Genomic DNA, 14,667 nt, shown 5'->3' with positions numbered 1-14,667 from the left:
CACCGGTCATTCGACCAGCGCGTTGTAGCCTTCGCCGCTGAACTGGATCAGGCAGAAGCCATGCCCGAACGGATCGGCCAGCACGGCGATGCGGCCCCAGCGTCGCTCGCGCACGGACTGCTCAAGCGTCGCCCCGGCCGCAACCGCACGGGCCAGTGCGGCCTCGATGTCATGCACTACCCAGTCCAGGTGCAGCGGCGTCCAATGACGCTCGTAGTCGCGCACGTCGCCGTCTTCGGTGGCGGCGCTGCCGGCCTCGTTCTGCAGCAGGTACAGCGGCGCTGGCCCACCGAGAAGTTCCACGGCGCCTGGGCCGAGGCTGCGGCCGATCTGCAGGCCGAAGGCTTCGGTGTAGAAGGCTTCAGCCACTGCAAGATCGGAAACGTCGAGATTGACGATGAATGATGCGGTGACGGAGCTCATGGGGACTTTCGTCATGTTGTTGGGCTCGGATGTGCGGTCTAGGATCGAACTGTAGTTCCAGGCCGGAGTGCCGCAATCGTTCCGGCCGGTGGCCCCGTTGCCAAGGAGGATTCCATGCATGAGCTGGAAGTGGAAGCGCGGGCGCGCGCTGGAGAAACAGGTCGGCCGATGGCGCTGGCCGCAGGTGGCATCGCCGTCCTGGGCGGAGCCAAGCAGATTCCGCCGAAGGCGAAGCCTGCATCCGTGTAATCCACGTGGAGGCTGAGGGCAGGTGACGGAACAACCACAGACCCAACCAAGGAGTGCAACATGCGTGAGCAGGATATAGCCGTACGATTGGAACGTCTGGAGCGCAGACTGCGTCGCAGGAATCTGCTGGCTGCCTCGATGTTCGCGCTGGGCGCGTCGTTGGCCCTGATCGGAACCAGCGTGGCCACGCCTGATGACGGCGTGGTGCCGGAGATCCGTACCTACAAGCTGACCGTGCTCGACAGTGAAGGGCGCACGCGCGTGCAGATTGCTGAGGATGCCAGTGACATTGCCCGCAACTCACGTGCAACGGGCATGACCATCTACGATGCGAAGGGCGATGAGCGCGGTGGCATCGGCACCATGGCCAACGGCAGCGCGGTAATGGCGCTGGATGCACCGGTTGGCGTGGGCTACAAGGTTCGCGATCGAGCGGGCATGAGGGTCGCGCCCGATGGCACAGCCGTGATCACGGCGCTGTCCAACGAGGGCAGCTTTGCCGCCAGCCTGGTGGCGCAGGGCAACCAGGGGCGGCTGGAGCTGAGCCGCAAGGACTCGGCCAAGGGTGAGATCAGCACCCGTGTGCTGACCTTCGACTCGGATGCGACCAAGGTCGAGAAGGCGCCGTAACGCGTTCCGCGGCGAGGGGCGCACCGCTTCCACGCATGGCGTGGATCTACTGTGCGCGCGGGTAGTCGAGATAGCCTGCTTCGCCGCCACCGTAATAGGTGCTGCGATCGGGTGTGGCGAGTGCAACATCACGTTGCAGGCGCTCGACCAGATCCGGGTTGGCGATGAACGGTTGGCCAAACGCCGCCAGGTCGATGATGCCGGTCTCGACCAGTTGCAGGGCACGCTCGCGGGTCATGCCGCCGGCCAGGATCAACGTGCCACCGTAGGCCTGCTTGAACTGCTGCAGGAACGCCTCGCCCAGCACCGACTGCCCCGCCTGCAGGTTGTCATTGAGGTGCACATAGGCCAAGCCGCGCTTGCCCAATTCCTCGGCCAGGTACAGATAGGTGGCTTCGTTGTCGGGGTAGAACGGCATGTCGAAGGTGAGGTTGTTCGGTGCCAGGCGCACGCCGATGCGGTGGGCGCCGATGCGCTGTGCCATCGCATCGACCGTTTCCAGGATCAGTCGTACGCGGTTGGGCAGCGAGCCACCGTAGCGGTCCTCGCGTTCGTTGATGAGCGGGTTGAGGAACTGCTCGAACAGGTAGCCGTTGGCGGCATGCAGTTCGATGCCATCGAAACCGGCGGCGATGGCGTTGTCGGCGCCGCGTGCGAAGTCGTCAATGATGCCCGGGATCTCTTCGGTGGCCAGCGCACGCGCCGGGGTGGGATCGGCGTGGCCGCGGCTGCCATCGTCCAGATACACGAACGAGGTGTTCTTCGGCGCGCTGGCGACCGGGCGGGTACCGGCGCTGACCGGTTGCCCACCCTCAGGCTGCAGCGAGGAATGCGACATCCGGCCCACATGCCAGAGCTGGGCGAAGATCGTGCCCTGCGCGGCATGCACCGCCTCGGTGACCAGCTTCCACCCGGCCACCTGTTCGGCTGACCAGATGCCCGGCACGTCGATGTAGCCCTGGCCTTGCGGCGAGACCGGCGTGCCTTCGCTGATGATCAGGCCGGCGCTGGCGCGCTGCCGGTAGTACTGCGCGGTCAGTTCGTTGGCCACGATGCCGGGGTTACGGGCGCGGGTCATCGGTGCCATCGCGATGCGGTTGCGCAGGGTGGTTCCAGCGAGGTCGTAGGGGTGGAAGAGGGCGGCGGTCATGTCGGTCATCTCGGTGCGGGGGAGGCGCCAGCGGCGCGATGCACACAGGATGGAGTTGACATGCAGGCGCATAAAGCGCTTCGATCTCCCTTGGTGCGGGACTATTTGTCCCGAATGGAGCGCAAGAGATGTTGCCGCTGGAATCCTTGAATGGCTTGGTGACGTTCGTCACGACCGCACGCTCGGGCAGCTTCACCGAGGCGGCAGACGCGCTGGGCATCTCGCGTTCGGCCGTGGGCAAGGCCATCGCCCGGCTGGAAACACGCCTGGGCGTGCGCCTGTTCCATCGCACTACGCGGCGCATCGCGCTGACCACCGACGGCGAGGCGTACTACGCGTCGTGTGCGGCGGCGCTGGAGGAAATCTCCGCGGCCGAGGCCTGCCTGGGTTCGGCGGGCCTGCCCAGCGGGCGGCTGCGCATCGACATGCCGTCCTCGTTCGGGCGGCTGGTGGTGCTGCCGGTGCTGCTGCGGTTGTGCCGGCAGTATCCGGACCTGCAGTTGACGATGACCTTCACCGATCACTTCGTCGATCCGGTCGAAGAGGGCATCGACCTGCTGATCCGCTTCGGTGGGCTACACCATGCCGAGCATCTGGTCGCGCGCCGGCTGGGGCGCCAGCGGCTGGTTACCTGCGCAGCGCCGGCGTACCTGCAGGCACACGGCGTGCCGCGCACGGTGGAGGAACTGGCACAGCATCGCAGCATCGTCGGCTTCCGCCACGGACAACCGATCTGGTGGCGGATCGGCAGCGAGGAGGACGAGGGGACGTTCATTCCCAGTGCGCCCTATCAACTCAATGATGGCGACGCGGTGATCGAAGCGGCAATCGCCGGCCTCGGCATCTGCCAGATGCCCATTTCACTGGTGCGCCGCCATCTGGATTCCGGCGCGCTGCAATCGGTGCTGGACGAACACATGCAGCGGCACATCGACATCCATGCGCTGTGGCCACCGACGCGTCACCTGCGGCCGAAGGTGCGCTATGTGGTGGACGAACTGACCCGGTTGGCGGGTGAGGGATTGTTCGATTGAGCCGAATGTATCAATAGCTGACGATCCGGGCGGATGTGTCTTCGCCTTCCTGAAGTGCTTCAAGCACATCAATCAGAAGCGTAATCAGATCACGCCCATGTGCAGTGACGAAATAGGTCCCCAAGCTATCGATCTCGGGAGCGATATAGTCTCCCCAGGGCGGACGCTGCGCTCGATCGTCGAGCGACCAGATGGCATGGGCCGGTGGCATTTCGGCCAGCTCAGTGCGGATGACGTGCATCTCGGACAGCGCTGCGGCCGCATCTGATTTCTGCACGCAGCCGGCATAGAACTGCTTCATGATGATCGGGAAGCGGCTTCCCCATCCATCCGGTTCCAGATTGCCGGTGATTGTCGAGAAGAACGCATACAGAAAATCGCTGCTGCCGATCTCATCGGTGACGCGCCCGAGTTGGATGCCAATACCCATTGTTTGATTCCAGCCGTTGCCGACCCCAGAGCTTGCCTGACACGGTGTTAGTGGCCGCTGGATCGTTGCAAGTAATTGATTCGGTTGAATTCAAAGCTGCCGTCTCGGCGTGTCAGAAAGCCATTTGCGTCAAGTCAAAGGCTTCTATGTATACTATCCCCCAGTATAGTTCCTGGGTGGCCCCGCCATGCCGCACTCCCCCGAAGAGAAGAAGAAGGTCCTGGCCCGCGTGCGCCGCATTCGCGGCCAGTGCGATGCGCTGGACCGCGCGCTGGAAGCCGGTGCCGACTGCGGGCCGGTGCTGCAGCAGATCGCCGCCATCCGTGGCGCGGTCAATGGCCTGATGTCCGAAGTGATGGAGGCCCATCTGCGCGAGGAGTTCGGCCAGCCTGCGGCCTCCGATGAACAGCGCGCCGAACGCGTGCGCGACATGAGCGCATTGATCCGCTCGTACCTGAAGTAAGCGATGGCGCATCACCGCGCCATGCATCCCGTTTTCCCTATGTCTGGAGAGTCCACCATGAAGTCCCGTGCCGCCGTCGCCTTTGGTCCCGGCCAGCCGCTGCAGATCGTTGAGATCGACGTCGCCCCGCCGAAGAAGGGCGAGGTGCTGGTCAAGATCACCCACACCGGTGTCTGCCACACCGATGCGTTCACCCTGTCCGGCGATGATCCGGAAGGCCTGTTCCCGGTGGTGCTGGGCCATGAAGGCGCCGGCATCGTGGTGGAAGTGGGCGAGGGCGTGACCAGCGTCAAGCCGGGCGACCACGTCATTCCGCTGTACACCGCCGAGTGCGGCGAGTGCCTGTTCTGCAAGAGCGGCAAGACCAACCTGTGCGTGTCGGTGCGTGCCACCCAGGGCAAGGGCGTGATGCCCGACGGCACCAGCCGCTTCAGCTACAACGGCGAGCCGCTGTACCACTACATGGGTTGCTCGACCTTCAGCGAGTACACCGTGGTGGCCGAAGTCTCGCTGGCGAAGATCAATCCGGACGCGAACCCGGAGCACGTCTGCCTGCTCGGTTGTGGCGTCACCACCGGCATCGGCGCGGTGCACAACACCGCCAAGGTGCAGGAAAGCGACAGCGTGGCGGTGTTCGGCCTCGGCGGCATCGGCCTGGCGGTGATCCAGGGCGCGCGCCAGGCCAAGGCCGGCCGCATCATCGCGGTGGACACCAACCCGTCCAAGTTCGAACTGGCGCGCGAATTCGGCGCCACCGACTGCATCAACCCGAAGGACTACGACAAGCCGATCCAGCAGGTCATCGTCGAGATGACCACCTGGGGCGTGGACCACAGCTTCGAGTGCATCGGCAACGTCAACGTGATGCGCGCGGCGCTGGAATGCGCGCACCGTGGCTGGGGCCAGAGCGTGGTGATCGGCGTGGCCGGTTCGGGCCAGGAGATCTCCACCCGTCCGTTCCAGCTGGTGACCGGGCGCAAGTGGATGGGCACTGCCTTCGGCGGCGTGAAGGGCCGCAGCCAATTGCCGGGCATGGTGGAGGACGCGATGAAGGGCGATATCGAACTGGCACCGTTCGTCACCCACACCATGGACCTGGACAAGATCAACGAAGCCTTCGTCCTGATGCACGAAGGCAAGTCGATCCGGTCGGTGGTTCACTACTGAGCCGCGTCATGGGCTGGCTGGATGCCCTGCGCCGGCCGCGTGCGGAAGACCCGCGCGCGGCCCTGGTGGTTCCGATCGAGCAGGCGTTGCGTGCGCTGGGCTGGGTAGTGGGGGAGGTGGGGCCGCCGCGTGCGGTGACCTCGGCCTTCGGCAGCGACGATGGCATGCCGTTCGAGCAGTGGCTTGCGCAGGTATTCCTGCCGCGCCTTCATGAGGCGCGCGCGGCCGGACAGTGGCCGCCGCGCAGCGATGTGGCCGTGGCGGCCTGGCGCAATCTTGATGGCCAGCCTGGCGTCGAATCGTTGCTGCGCCTGCTGGCGCAGCTGGATGAACGGATCAACAAAGGCATCCACGCCGCGCGTGGATAAGCCGACCAAGGTCGGCATCTACCAGAAGCACGCGTGCGCTGACGCGCCGCGCAGGAGAGCACCATGGAACGTATTGAACACCGCGCCTGTTTCGGCGGCTGGCAGGACGTCTACCGCCATCATTCCACCACGCTGGGCTGCGACATGCAGTTCGCCGTGTACCTGCCGCCGCAGGCGGAAACGCAGAAACTGCCGGTGCTGTACTGGCTGAGCGGGCTGACCTGCACCGAGCAGAACGTCATCACCAAGGCGGGCGCGCAGCGCTACGCGGCCGAGCATGGCGTGATCATCGTCGCGCCCGATACCAGCCCACGCGGCGATGACGTGGCCGATGCCGAGGGCTATGACCTGGGCAAGGGGGCGGGGTTCTACCTCAATGCCACCCGTGCACCGTGGGCGAAGCACTACTGCATGCACGACTACGTGGCGCAGGAACTGCCGGCACTGATCGAGGCGAATTTCCCGGTCACCGATGCGCGCGGCATCAGCGGCCACTCGATGGGCGGTCACGGTGCGCTGGTGATCGCGCTGCGCAACCCGGGGCGCTACCGCAGCGTGTCGGCGTTCTCGCCGATCGTTGCGCCCAGCCACGTGCCGTGGGGGCAGAAGGCCTTCCACGCCTACCTGGGCGACAACCCGGCGGACTGGGCGCAGTGGGATGCCAGCGAACTGGTCGCCGTGGCCACTGAGCGCCTGCCGTTGCTGGTCGACCAGGGCGAGGCGGACGAATTCCTGCAGACCCAGCTGCAACCGCAGCGCCTGCAGCAGGCCTGTGATGCCGCCGGTCATCCGCTGACCCTGCGCCTGCAGCCGGGCTACGACCACAGCTACTACTTCATCGCCAGTTTCATCGGCGAGCACATCGCCCACCACGCCCGCGCCCTGCACGGCTGACGGCTTTCCGGTAGTGCCGGCCGCTGGCCGGCAACCTGCAGCCCTGTGATTCCCCGGGATTGCCGGCCAGCGGCCGGCACTACCATGGCGGGGCACGCGAAGTGTCGTATTGCCGTATTGGATCACGTGGCCGTGGCGCGGGCGGGGCTATCGTGCGCCCATACGGCCTTGCGGATCGGGGGATGCATGCCGGTAGTGCTGGCGCTGCTGTATGTGCTGTGCCACGGCCTGGTCGTGGCCCTGTGGCCGGGTCCCGCCGGTGCGGGTTCCTTCGGGTTCCTCACGGGCGCCCCGTTGCTGGCGGCGGCGGCCTGCCTGTGGCGGGCGCGGCGCGACCGTGCCGCGCTCGGCTGGCGCGCCACCGCCCTGGCGCTGCTGCTCTGGGCGGGTGGCATGGCCGTCAACATGATCGATGCGCTCGGTGCCGGCCGTGCCGATGTCACGCCGCAGGCCAGCCTGTTCCTGTATGTGCTGTACGGCGTGCCGCTGGTGTTCATCCTGGCCCGTGCACGCCGCGAGCGGCTGAGCATCAGCCTGATCGACGCGGCGATGGCCGCGTTGCTGGGCGTGCTGTTCTTCGTGCATGCGCAGTCGTTCGCCGCGCGCGTCGACATCGACGACCACGCGTTGTCCAACATGCAGCGCATGTTCGATATCCAGAATCTGTGCATTGCCGGGTTCGCGGTGGTGCGCTGGCTGGTGGGCGACGTTCCGGAGCGGCGCAACTTCTTCCGCGCGCTGGCGATCTACGCGGTGGGCTACCTGATGGTGGCGTACTACATCAACCACTACACCTCGGAACAGTCCTTCGGTGCCTACAACGATCTGCTGATCGACCTGCCGTTCCTGCTGCTGGCGTTGCTGGCGATGAGCCAGGCGCCAGCGCCGACGTTCGTGATGCACCCGAGGCTGGGCAGAACGGTGCAGGCGGCGGGGCCGATGATCCTGCCATTGCTGCTGCTGGTGGTCGGTACCCTGGTGGTCGACCATGCGCGGCCGCTGGCGGTCACTGGCTTCGTGGTGGCAACGCTGGGCTTCGGCGTGCGCAGCATCCTGCTGCAGGTGGACCTGATGGAACGGCAGGCATCGCTGGACCAGCTCGCTCGGCAGGATGGCCTGACCGGTGTGGCCAACCGGCGCGAGTTCGATGCACTGCTGCTGGCGGAATGGAACCGTGCGCGGCGCAGCGGCAGCGAGCTGGGGCTGCTGTTGCTGGACATCGACCATTTCAAGGTCTTCAACGACCGCCACGGACATCCGGCCGGGGACCGCTGCCTGCAGGCCGTGGCCACGGTCCTGAAGATCAGTGCCGGCCGTGCCGGTGACAGTGTTGCCCGTTACGGCGGCGAGGAATTTGCGGTGATCGTGCCCGGAAGCCCGCTGTCGGGCGTGCTGGCGCTGGCCGAGCGCCTGCGTGAGGCGGTGGCGGCGCTGCCACTGCCGGAAGGGTCGGTCAGTATCAGCATCGGCGTGGGCTACCTGCACCCGCCGGCTCTGGCCAGCGCCGATCAGTTGCTGGCGGATGCCGATGCCGGCCTGTACGCCGCCAAGCGTGCCGGTCGCAACCAGGTGATCCTGCATGCGCACGTGCTCGACGACGAAGGCAGTGCGCACGGCAGGCTGGATTGCTGAGCGCGCCGGGTGCCCGGTCCCCGTGCGTGATTACGCACGGGCGGCGCGGCCGGGTCAGCGCTGCCGCAACCAGCCAGTGGGATCGAGCAGCCTCAGCCCGACCGGTGACAAAGAGCGCTGGCGCAACGGCAGGTTTGCCGCCTGCACGGCCATCGCACAGCGCGCCAGCTGCTGGCGCAACGGTGCCAGCGTGTCATCTTCGCGCGGGCGTGCATGCCGCCACTGGGCGATGCGCAGCAGGCAGACCAGCAGGTCCAGTTCGCTGGCCGCGATGAACGGTGAGCCAGCGGGCAGCAGGTCGATCGGGGCGGTGGGCGTGGCCAGCAGCGGCAGCAGGCCGACGAACGCGTCGCAGCCTTCGGGATCAATACCGAGGCTGCTCAGCTGGGCGAGTCCATCGGCCTGTTGATCAGGATCGTGCAGCTGGCGTATCGCCGCCAGCAGTGCCTGTTCGCCGCGGCCGAACTGGCGGCCGAAGGCGCGGTAGTTGACGCGGGTGGGAAACAACGGGGAACGGGAGGCCATGGTTGCTAGGGTTGTGGGTCGCGGGTTTCCACCAGCACGGGACAGGGCGCGTGGTCGATGGTCCATTGCCCGATCGAGGGTTCGAACAGGCGTTCCAGGCGGGACAGGTGGCGGTGGCCGATGACGATCAGGTCGCACTTCAGGCGCCGGGCCTGCTCGCTGATCACTTCGCCCGGGTCACCCGAGGGAATCTGCGCGATGGCGTCGACGCCGCGCTCGCGCAGCTCGGCCAGGGCTTCGGCCAGCACCGCTTCGGCCCGCGAGCGCTGGCGGGCGGCTTCCGGGTACTCGATGCGGTCGGCTTCGCTGGCATCGGCCGCCAGCGCGAATTCGGGGTCGAGCACGCACAGCAGGTGCAGGCGGCTGTGGGGGCCGGCGATGGCTGCGGCCAGGTCCAGCACGCGTGCGTGCTGGGGGCCACCGTCCAGGGCGACCAGCAGGGTATTGAACATGGATGTCTCCTTGGCAGGCCGGGGATGGTCGCCGATGTCACTGCGCGCACCCATGCCGTGCGCGGCAGTCAATGAATGCGTAAAACGCAATCGACTGTGGTTACAAGTGTCGTAGAGTCATCTGATTTACTGGAGACTGTCATGCCCCTGCCGGACCTGAACCTGTTGCTGGCACTGGACGTGCTGATTGACGAATGCAGCGTGGCCGCCGCCGCGCGGCGGATGAACCTGAGCGCGCCGGCGATGAGCCGTACCCTGGGCCGGATCCGCACCGCGCTGGGCGACCCGGTGCTGGTGCGTGCCGGCCGCGGTCTGGCCCCCACGCCCCGCGCGCTGCAGCTGCGTGAGCAGGTCCGCGATGTGATCGAGCAGGCCCACCGTGTGTTCAACGCCGGTCGCGAGATCGACCTGCGCACCCTGGAGCGCACCTTCAATGTCCGCGCCAATGATGTCTTCATCGGTGGATTCGGCGGACGCCTGCGTGAACTGTTCCGCCAGCAGGCGCCGCGCGCGGTACTGCGCTTCGTGCCCGAGGGCGATACCGACGACGACGCGATGGCGCAGGGCCGGATCGACCTGTACATCAGCACCGCCGGCAAGCATGCACCCGATACCAAGGTGCAGAACCTGTTCAGTACCTCGTTCATGGGCGCCGCGCGCGAAGATCATCCGTTGTTCGATGAGGAGATCAGCGCCGAGCGTTTTGCTGCTTGCGACCACATCGCGGTGTCGCGGCGGGGGCTGCCGCGTGGCCCGATCGATGACGACCTGGCCACGCTGGGCCTGCAGCGGCGGGTGGCGCTGATCAGCCCGACCTTCCACGGCGCGATCTTCGCTGCCGCCGAGTCGGACCTGATCCTGCCGCAGATGCCGAGCGTGATGCTGGAGCGGATCGTCAGCATGCGCCTGCCGCTGCGCCTGTTCCCGCTGCCGATCCCGGTGCGCACCGCCGCCATCGTCCAGGCCTGGCACCCGCGGCTGGACAACGATGCTGCGCACCAGTGGCTGCGGCGCTCGATCAAGACCATGTGCGAAAGCGCAGGGGAGGCTCCGCGCTGACACTTTCATGCGTGCGCGTGACGCACGCCTGGGATGCGGGCTGCGCCATTTTTCGCAGGGTACCAGCTCCCTAGACTGCGCTCCCCGGAGTTTCACTGAGCGCATTCCAATGACCCCCAACATGCCGTGCACTGCACGGATCGGTGCCCGGCGATGAGTACGCCGGCCGCCGCTGTCCCGGCCGCTGCTGCGCCCCGTCCTGCCGCCGCCCCCGGGCTCGACCGCCGCGTTCTGGTCGGCCTGTGTGGCGTGCTGCTGGCGGTGCTGGTGTCGGGCTTCAACGAGAACATCACCAAGGTCGCCCTGGCCGACATCCGCGGTGCGATGGGTTTCAGCGTCGATGACGGCAGCTGGATCGTCGCCCTCTACAGCGCGATGTCGGTCAGCGCGATGGCCTTCGCCCCGTGGTGTGCCGCCACCTTCTCGCTGCGCCGCTTCGCGCTGGCGATGATCGGTGGCTTCATGGTGCTGGGCGTGCTCTGCCCGCTTGCCCCGAACCTGCAGGTGTTCCTGCTGCTGCGCGCGCTGCAGGGGCTGTGTGGTGGTGCGCTGCCGCCGCTGCTGATGAGCGTGGCACTGCGCTTCCTGCCGCCGGGCATCAAGCTGTATGGCCTGGCGGGTTACGCGTTGACCGCTACCTTCGGCCCGAGCATGGGCACGCCGCTGGCCGCGTTCTGGGTCGAGCAGGTGGGCTGGCACTGGGCGTTCTGGCAGATCGTGCCGTACTGCCTGGCTGCCATGGCGATGGTCAGCTGGGGCCTGCCGCAGGACCCGCTGCGGCTGGAGCGTTTTGCCCAGTTCGATGGCGTGGGCCTGGCGCTGGGCCTGCCGGCGCTGGTGCTGCTGGTGCTGGGCCTGGTGCAGGGCCCGCGCCTGAACTGGTTCGACTCGCCGATGATCACCCTGATGATTGGTGGCGGCGCCGGCCTGATGGTGCTGTTCATGATCAATGAATGGTTCCACCCGCTGCCGTTCTTCAAGCTGCAGCTGCTGGCCAACCGCAACCTCAGCTACTCGCTGGTGACGCTGGGCGGCGTGCTGTTCGTGCTGCTGGCGGTGATCTCGATTCCCTCCGGATTCCTGGCCAGCGTGCAGGGCTACCGGCCATTGCAGACCGCACCGATGCTGCTGTGGGTGGCGCTGCCACAGGTGATCGCACTGCCGTTGGTGGCGGCGTTGTTGAACATCCGCGCAGTGGATTGCCGCTGGGTGCAGGCCACCGGCCTGGCGATGCTGGCGCTGGCCTGCTGGCTGGGCTCGCACCTGGATGTGGCCTGGATCCGCGACAACTTCCTGTGGGTACAGCTGCTGCAGGTATTCGCCCAGCCGATGGCGGTGTTGCCGCTGCTGATGCTGGCCACTGGCGGGCTGGCACCGCAGGACGGTCCGTTCGCCTCGGCGTGGTTCAACACGGTCAAGGGCTTTGCTGCCGTGCTCGCCAGCGGCGTGCTGGATGCCGTCGCCCAGGGCCGCCGTCATTTCCATTCCACCGTGCTGGTCGACCGCCTTGGCGAGCAGCCGTGGCTGGCCGAGGGCCCGCAGCTGGGCGCGCGCCTGCATACGCAGGTGCAGGCGCTGACCTCGGCCGACCTGTACTGGGTGGTCGCGCTGGTGGCGCTGGCCTTCATTCCCCTCATTGCCTGGATGCCCACCCGCATCCATCCGCCACGTGCCGTGGCCTGAACCTTTCGCAGGAACCCCCTCATGACGATCAATCGAACCACTCTCAATACCGGCCTGGGCCTGGGCGTGCTGGCCCTGGCCATCGGTGCCTGGCTGCTGCTGCGCGACGGCGGTCACCAGACCACCAACAATGCCTATGTCGTTGCCGACTACACGCTGGTTGCGCCGAAGATTCCCGGCTTCGTCAGTGCCGTGGAAGTAGAGGACAACCAGTCGGTGAAGGCGGGCGACGTGCTTGCCCGCATCGACGACCGCGACTACCAGGTGGCCCTGCAGGCGGCCCGTGCCGACCTCGCCAACGCCCGTGCACAGCTGGCCAACGCGCAGGCCGCACTGGCCCAGCAGGACTCGCTGATCGAACAGGCCAGGGCCAGTGTCGATGTCAGCCGTTCCGAACTGACCCTGGCCAGCGCCGACCAGCAGCGTTACCGCGAACTGGCCCGTGATGGCGCCGGTACGGTGCAGAACGCGCAGCAGGCGCAGTCGAAGCAGGCCGTGGCCAGTGCGCACCTGCAGCAGGGCCAGGCCGCGCTGTCGACCGCACGCCAGCGCACCGACATCCTCAGCGCTGGCGTGCAGGCCGCACAGGCGGCGGTACAGCGTGCAGAAGCGGCGCAGGCGCGCGCCGAACTGGATCTGTCGCACACCGTGCTGCGCGCGCCGATTGACGGCATGGTCGGCCGCCGCGCGGTACGCGTGGGCGCCTACCTGACCCCGGGTACGCCGGTGGCTGCGGTGGTACCGCTGAAGCGCGCCTTCGTGGTCGCCAACTTCCAGGAAACGCAGATGACCCGCATGCAGGCCGGCCAGCAGGTCGAGCTGAAGGTGGACGTGTTCCCGGGCAAGCCGCTGCGCGGGCACATCGACAGCATCGCACCGGCCACCGGCGTCACCTTCGCCGCCGTCGCACCGGAGAACGCCACCGGCAACTTCACCAAGGTGGTGCAGCGCATTCCCGTCAAGATCGTGCTGGAACCCGGCCAGCCACTGCTGGACCAGCTGCGTGCCGGCATGTCGGTGGAAGCCAGTGTTGACCTGGGCAGCCGCGCCCGCGCGCAGAGCGTGCAGCACAGTCCGGGCCACAAGAGCGGGGAGGGTGCATGAGCGCAGTCACCCTGTTCCGCACCTTCGTTGCGGCCAGCCTGTGCACGGCCCTGGCTGCCTGCACGATGGGTCCGGACTTCGTACGCCCGCAGGCGGAACTGCCCAGCCACTGGCAGGGTGAGGCGGTCGCCGGAAACGCCATCGACCAGGACGCGGCCTGGTGGGCCGGCTTCGACGATCCATTGCTGGGGCAGCTTGCCGGCCAGGTGCTGGCGGCCAACCTGGACCTGCAGCTGGCGGCCAACCGCGTGCAGCAGAGCCGCGCCGCACGTGGCATCACCGCCGCCGATCGCCTGCCCAGCGTCAGCGCGAGCGCCAGTGGCGTGCGTGCACGCAACAGCGAGGTGGGCCTGAATGATCCGTCCGGCAACGGCGGCCGTGATGACTACGGGCTGTTCCAGGCCGGCATCGGCCTGAGCTGGGAACTGGACCTGTGGGGGCGTGTGCGCCGCCAGGTGGAAGCGGCCGACGCACGCGTGCAGATCGCCGAGGAGGATGCACACGCGGTGCGCATCGCGCTGCTGGCGGAAACCGCGCGTGATTACCTGCAGCTGCGCGCGACGCGGCAGCTGCTGGCGATCACCGAGGACAACCTCAGCATCGCCCTCGACATGAAGCGCCTGACCGAGGCACGCCAGCAACAGGGCGTGGCCAGCACGCTGCAGGTGTCCAGCGCGTCCGCGCAGGTGGCAGCGCTGCAGGCCCGCATCGCGCCGCTGCGGCATCGTGAATCGCAGCTGCGCAATGCGCTGGCGTTCCTGCTGGCGCAGCCGCCGCAGGCGCTGGACGCGCAGCTGCAGGATGCACGCCGTGACTGGCCGGCGCTGCCGGCTGTAGCGGTGGGGGTGCCCAGCGAACTGGCCGAGCGTCGCCCGGACATCCGTCGTGCCGAAGCGGCACTGCATGCGGCAACGGCCGGCATCGGCGTGGCCAAGGCCAGTTTCCTGCCACGCATCACCTTGAATGGCGACGCTGGGTTCCAGGCCAAGCAGCTGGATGATCTGGATGGCTGGAACGCGCACCGCTTCAGCATCGGCCCGTCCATCAGCGTACCGATCTTCCAGGGCGGGCGGCTGAAGGCCAATCTCGCGCTGAGCAGGCTGCAGCAGCAACAGTCGGCGCTGCAGTTCCGCCGTACCGTGCTGCAGGCCTGGCATGAAGTGGACGACGCCATCGATGGCTATGCCGCCGAGCAGCAGCGCACGGTGCAGCTGCATGTGGCGGTGGACGAGAGCGAGAGCGCACTGGGCGCGGCGCGCCGGCAGTACCAGGCTGGCGTGGTCGACATGCTGGATGTGCTGACCACCCAGCGCATCGCGCTGGACAACCAGGCTGCACTGGCCAACAGCCAGGCCACGGCTGCTATCGCGCGGGTGGAGCTGTACCTGTCTCTTATACACATCT

The 14,667-nt window shown here is 67.2% G+C and carries 17 protein-coding genes; 12 read left to right on the top strand and 5 right to left on the bottom strand.

Annotated elements, in window-relative coordinates:
- Positions 1–6 precede the first annotated feature (6 nt).
- On the bottom strand, positions 7–423 hold the full coding sequence (locus AC5O77_RS10985) for a VOC family protein (RefSeq protein ID WP_478057799.1): 417 nt from the start codon (positions 421–423) through the stop codon (positions 7–9).
- 114 nt (positions 424–537) lie between these two features.
- On the opposite strand from AC5O77_RS10985, the gene AC5O77_RS10980 reads away from it, so the two are divergent.
- Together AC5O77_RS10980 and AC5O77_RS10975 are read left to right on the top strand one after the other, a co-directional pair.
- Positions 538–672 carry a hypothetical protein gene (locus AC5O77_RS10980; RefSeq protein ID WP_478057798.1) on the top strand — a complete coding sequence of 45 codons (135 nt, stop codon included), beginning with the start codon at positions 538–540 and terminating at the stop codon, positions 670–672.
- 60 nt (positions 673–732) lie between these two features.
- Positions 733–1,302, top strand: a complete 570-nt coding sequence (locus tag AC5O77_RS10975) for a hypothetical protein (RefSeq protein WP_139103707.1) — start codon at positions 733–735, stop codon at positions 1,300–1,302.
- A gap of 46 nt (positions 1,303–1,348) precedes the next feature.
- Here the strand turns inward: AC5O77_RS10975 and AC5O77_RS10970 are convergent, their stop codons facing one another.
- A complete protein-coding gene (locus AC5O77_RS10970) occupies positions 1,349–2,452 on the bottom strand; it encodes an alkene reductase (RefSeq protein ID WP_478057797.1) in 1,104 nt (367 codons plus the stop codon).
- A 128-nt stretch (positions 2,453–2,580) separates the two neighbouring features.
- Between AC5O77_RS10970 and AC5O77_RS10965 the strand changes: the two genes are divergently transcribed.
- Complete coding sequence (locus AC5O77_RS10965) at positions 2,581–3,486, top strand: LysR family transcriptional regulator (RefSeq protein WP_478057796.1); 906 nt, start codon at positions 2,581–2,583, stop codon at positions 3,484–3,486.
- A gap of 10 nt (positions 3,487–3,496) precedes the next feature.
- Here the strand turns inward: AC5O77_RS10965 and AC5O77_RS10960 are convergent, their stop codons facing one another.
- Complete coding sequence (locus tag AC5O77_RS10960) at positions 3,497–3,916, bottom strand: Imm70 family immunity protein (RefSeq protein ID WP_478057795.1); 420 nt, start codon at positions 3,914–3,916, stop codon at positions 3,497–3,499.
- Positions 3,917–4,103: 187 nt separating this feature from the next.
- Between AC5O77_RS10960 and frmR the strand changes: the two genes are divergently transcribed.
- The 5 genes from frmR (at position 4,104) to AC5O77_RS10935 (ending at position 8,440) form a co-directional block, all read left to right on the top strand.
- The gene (gene frmR / locus AC5O77_RS10955; protein ID WP_005411009.1) at positions 4,104–4,379 is read left to right on the top strand and encodes a formaldehyde-responsive transcriptional repressor FrmR; all 276 of its coding nucleotides are present in this window, start codon (positions 4,104–4,106) and stop codon (positions 4,377–4,379) included.
- A gap of 57 nt (positions 4,380–4,436) precedes the next feature.
- Positions 4,437–5,546: an S-(hydroxymethyl)glutathione dehydrogenase/class III alcohol dehydrogenase gene (locus tag AC5O77_RS10950; protein WP_478057794.1), complete on the top strand. Its 1,110-nt coding sequence runs from the start codon at positions 4,437–4,439 to the stop codon at positions 5,544–5,546.
- 8 nt (positions 5,547–5,554) lie between these two features.
- On the top strand, positions 5,555–5,914 hold the full coding sequence (locus AC5O77_RS10945) for a YqcC family protein (RefSeq protein ID WP_012512081.1): 360 nt from the start codon (positions 5,555–5,557) through the stop codon (positions 5,912–5,914).
- A gap of 63 nt (positions 5,915–5,977) precedes the next feature.
- The gene (gene fghA / locus AC5O77_RS10940) at positions 5,978–6,808 is read left to right on the top strand and encodes an S-formylglutathione hydrolase (RefSeq protein ID WP_478057793.1); all 831 of its coding nucleotides are present in this window, start codon (positions 5,978–5,980) and stop codon (positions 6,806–6,808) included.
- Between the two features lie 186 nt (positions 6,809–6,994).
- Positions 6,995–8,440, top strand: coding sequence for a GGDEF domain-containing protein (locus AC5O77_RS10935; RefSeq protein ID WP_121504400.1), 1,446 nt, complete (start codon positions 6,995–6,997; stop codon positions 8,438–8,440).
- Positions 8,441–8,494: 54 nt separating this feature from the next.
- Here AC5O77_RS10935 and AC5O77_RS10930 read toward each other — a convergent pair whose 3' ends face one another.
- Both AC5O77_RS10930 and AC5O77_RS10925 read right to left on the bottom strand, forming a co-directional pair.
- Positions 8,495–8,965, bottom strand: coding sequence for a hypothetical protein (locus tag AC5O77_RS10930; protein WP_049400257.1), 471 nt, complete (start codon positions 8,963–8,965; stop codon positions 8,495–8,497).
- A gap of 5 nt (positions 8,966–8,970) precedes the next feature.
- Complete coding sequence (locus AC5O77_RS10925) at positions 8,971–9,417, bottom strand: universal stress protein (protein ID WP_032129880.1); 447 nt, start codon at positions 9,415–9,417, stop codon at positions 8,971–8,973.
- Positions 9,418–9,558: 141 nt separating this feature from the next.
- Between AC5O77_RS10925 and AC5O77_RS10920 the strand changes: the two genes are divergently transcribed.
- The 4 genes from AC5O77_RS10920 to AC5O77_RS10905 all read left to right on the top strand — a co-directional run.
- Positions 9,559–10,476, top strand: a complete 918-nt coding sequence (locus AC5O77_RS10920; RefSeq protein ID WP_032129879.1) for a LysR family transcriptional regulator — start codon at positions 9,559–9,561, stop codon at positions 10,474–10,476.
- A gap of 153 nt (positions 10,477–10,629) precedes the next feature.
- Positions 10,630–12,159: an MFS transporter gene (locus tag AC5O77_RS10915; RefSeq protein ID WP_494506805.1), complete on the top strand. Its 1,530-nt coding sequence runs from the start codon at positions 10,630–10,632 to the stop codon at positions 12,157–12,159.
- 21 nt (positions 12,160–12,180) lie between these two features.
- Complete coding sequence (locus AC5O77_RS10910; protein ID WP_006384446.1) at positions 12,181–13,263, top strand: HlyD family secretion protein; 1,083 nt, start codon at positions 12,181–12,183, stop codon at positions 13,261–13,263.
- Positions 13,260–14,667, top strand: a 1,408-nt coding sequence (locus AC5O77_RS10905) for an efflux transporter outer membrane subunit (protein WP_494506804.1), incomplete at its 3' end; no start/stop codon positions are given. The genes AC5O77_RS10910 and AC5O77_RS10905, both read left to right, overlap by 4 nt.

This window comes from Stenotrophomonas sp. INTA L402-1, assembly GCF_059295135.1.
The sequence above is the reverse complement of the archived record's forward strand: the minus strand, read 5'-3'. Positions and strand labels throughout refer to the sequence as shown.

Excerpts from the sequence above, each read along its gene's own strand:
- AC5O77_RS10985 (WP_478057799.1), bottom strand. The coding sequence starts at position 423 with ATGAGCTCCGTCACCGCATCATTCATCGTCAATCTCGACGTTTCCGAT.
- AC5O77_RS10980 (WP_478057798.1), top strand. The coding sequence starts at position 538 with ATGCATGAGCTGGAAGTGGAAGCGCGGGCGCGCGCTGGAGAAACAGGT.
- AC5O77_RS10975 (WP_139103707.1), top strand. The coding sequence starts at position 733 with ATGCGTGAGCAGGATATAGCCGTACGATTGGAACGTCTGGAGCGCAGA.
- AC5O77_RS10970 (WP_478057797.1), bottom strand. The coding sequence starts at position 2,452 with ATGACCGCCGCCCTCTTCCACCCCTACGACCTCGCTGGAACCACCCTG.
- AC5O77_RS10965 (WP_478057796.1), top strand. The coding sequence starts at position 2,581 with ATGTTGCCGCTGGAATCCTTGAATGGCTTGGTGACGTTCGTCACGACC.
- AC5O77_RS10960 (WP_478057795.1), bottom strand. The coding sequence starts at position 3,916 with ATGGGTATTGGCATCCAACTCGGGCGCGTCACCGATGAGATCGGCAGC.
- frmR (WP_005411009.1), top strand. The coding sequence starts at position 4,104 with ATGCCGCACTCCCCCGAAGAGAAGAAGAAGGTCCTGGCCCGCGTGCGC.
- AC5O77_RS10950 (WP_478057794.1), top strand. The coding sequence starts at position 4,437 with ATGAAGTCCCGTGCCGCCGTCGCCTTTGGTCCCGGCCAGCCGCTGCAG.
- AC5O77_RS10945 (WP_012512081.1), top strand. The coding sequence starts at position 5,555 with ATGGGCTGGCTGGATGCCCTGCGCCGGCCGCGTGCGGAAGACCCGCGC.
- fghA (WP_478057793.1), top strand. The coding sequence starts at position 5,978 with ATGGAACGTATTGAACACCGCGCCTGTTTCGGCGGCTGGCAGGACGTC.
- AC5O77_RS10935 (WP_121504400.1), top strand. The coding sequence starts at position 6,995 with ATGCCGGTAGTGCTGGCGCTGCTGTATGTGCTGTGCCACGGCCTGGTC.
- AC5O77_RS10930 (WP_049400257.1), bottom strand. The coding sequence starts at position 8,965 with ATGGCCTCCCGTTCCCCGTTGTTTCCCACCCGCGTCAACTACCGCGCC.
- AC5O77_RS10925 (WP_032129880.1), bottom strand. The coding sequence starts at position 9,417 with ATGTTCAATACCCTGCTGGTCGCCCTGGACGGTGGCCCCCAGCACGCA.
- AC5O77_RS10920 (WP_032129879.1), top strand. The coding sequence starts at position 9,559 with ATGCCCCTGCCGGACCTGAACCTGTTGCTGGCACTGGACGTGCTGATT.
- AC5O77_RS10915 (WP_494506805.1), top strand. The coding sequence starts at position 10,630 with ATGAGTACGCCGGCCGCCGCTGTCCCGGCCGCTGCTGCGCCCCGTCCT.
- AC5O77_RS10910 (WP_006384446.1), top strand. The coding sequence starts at position 12,181 with ATGACGATCAATCGAACCACTCTCAATACCGGCCTGGGCCTGGGCGTG.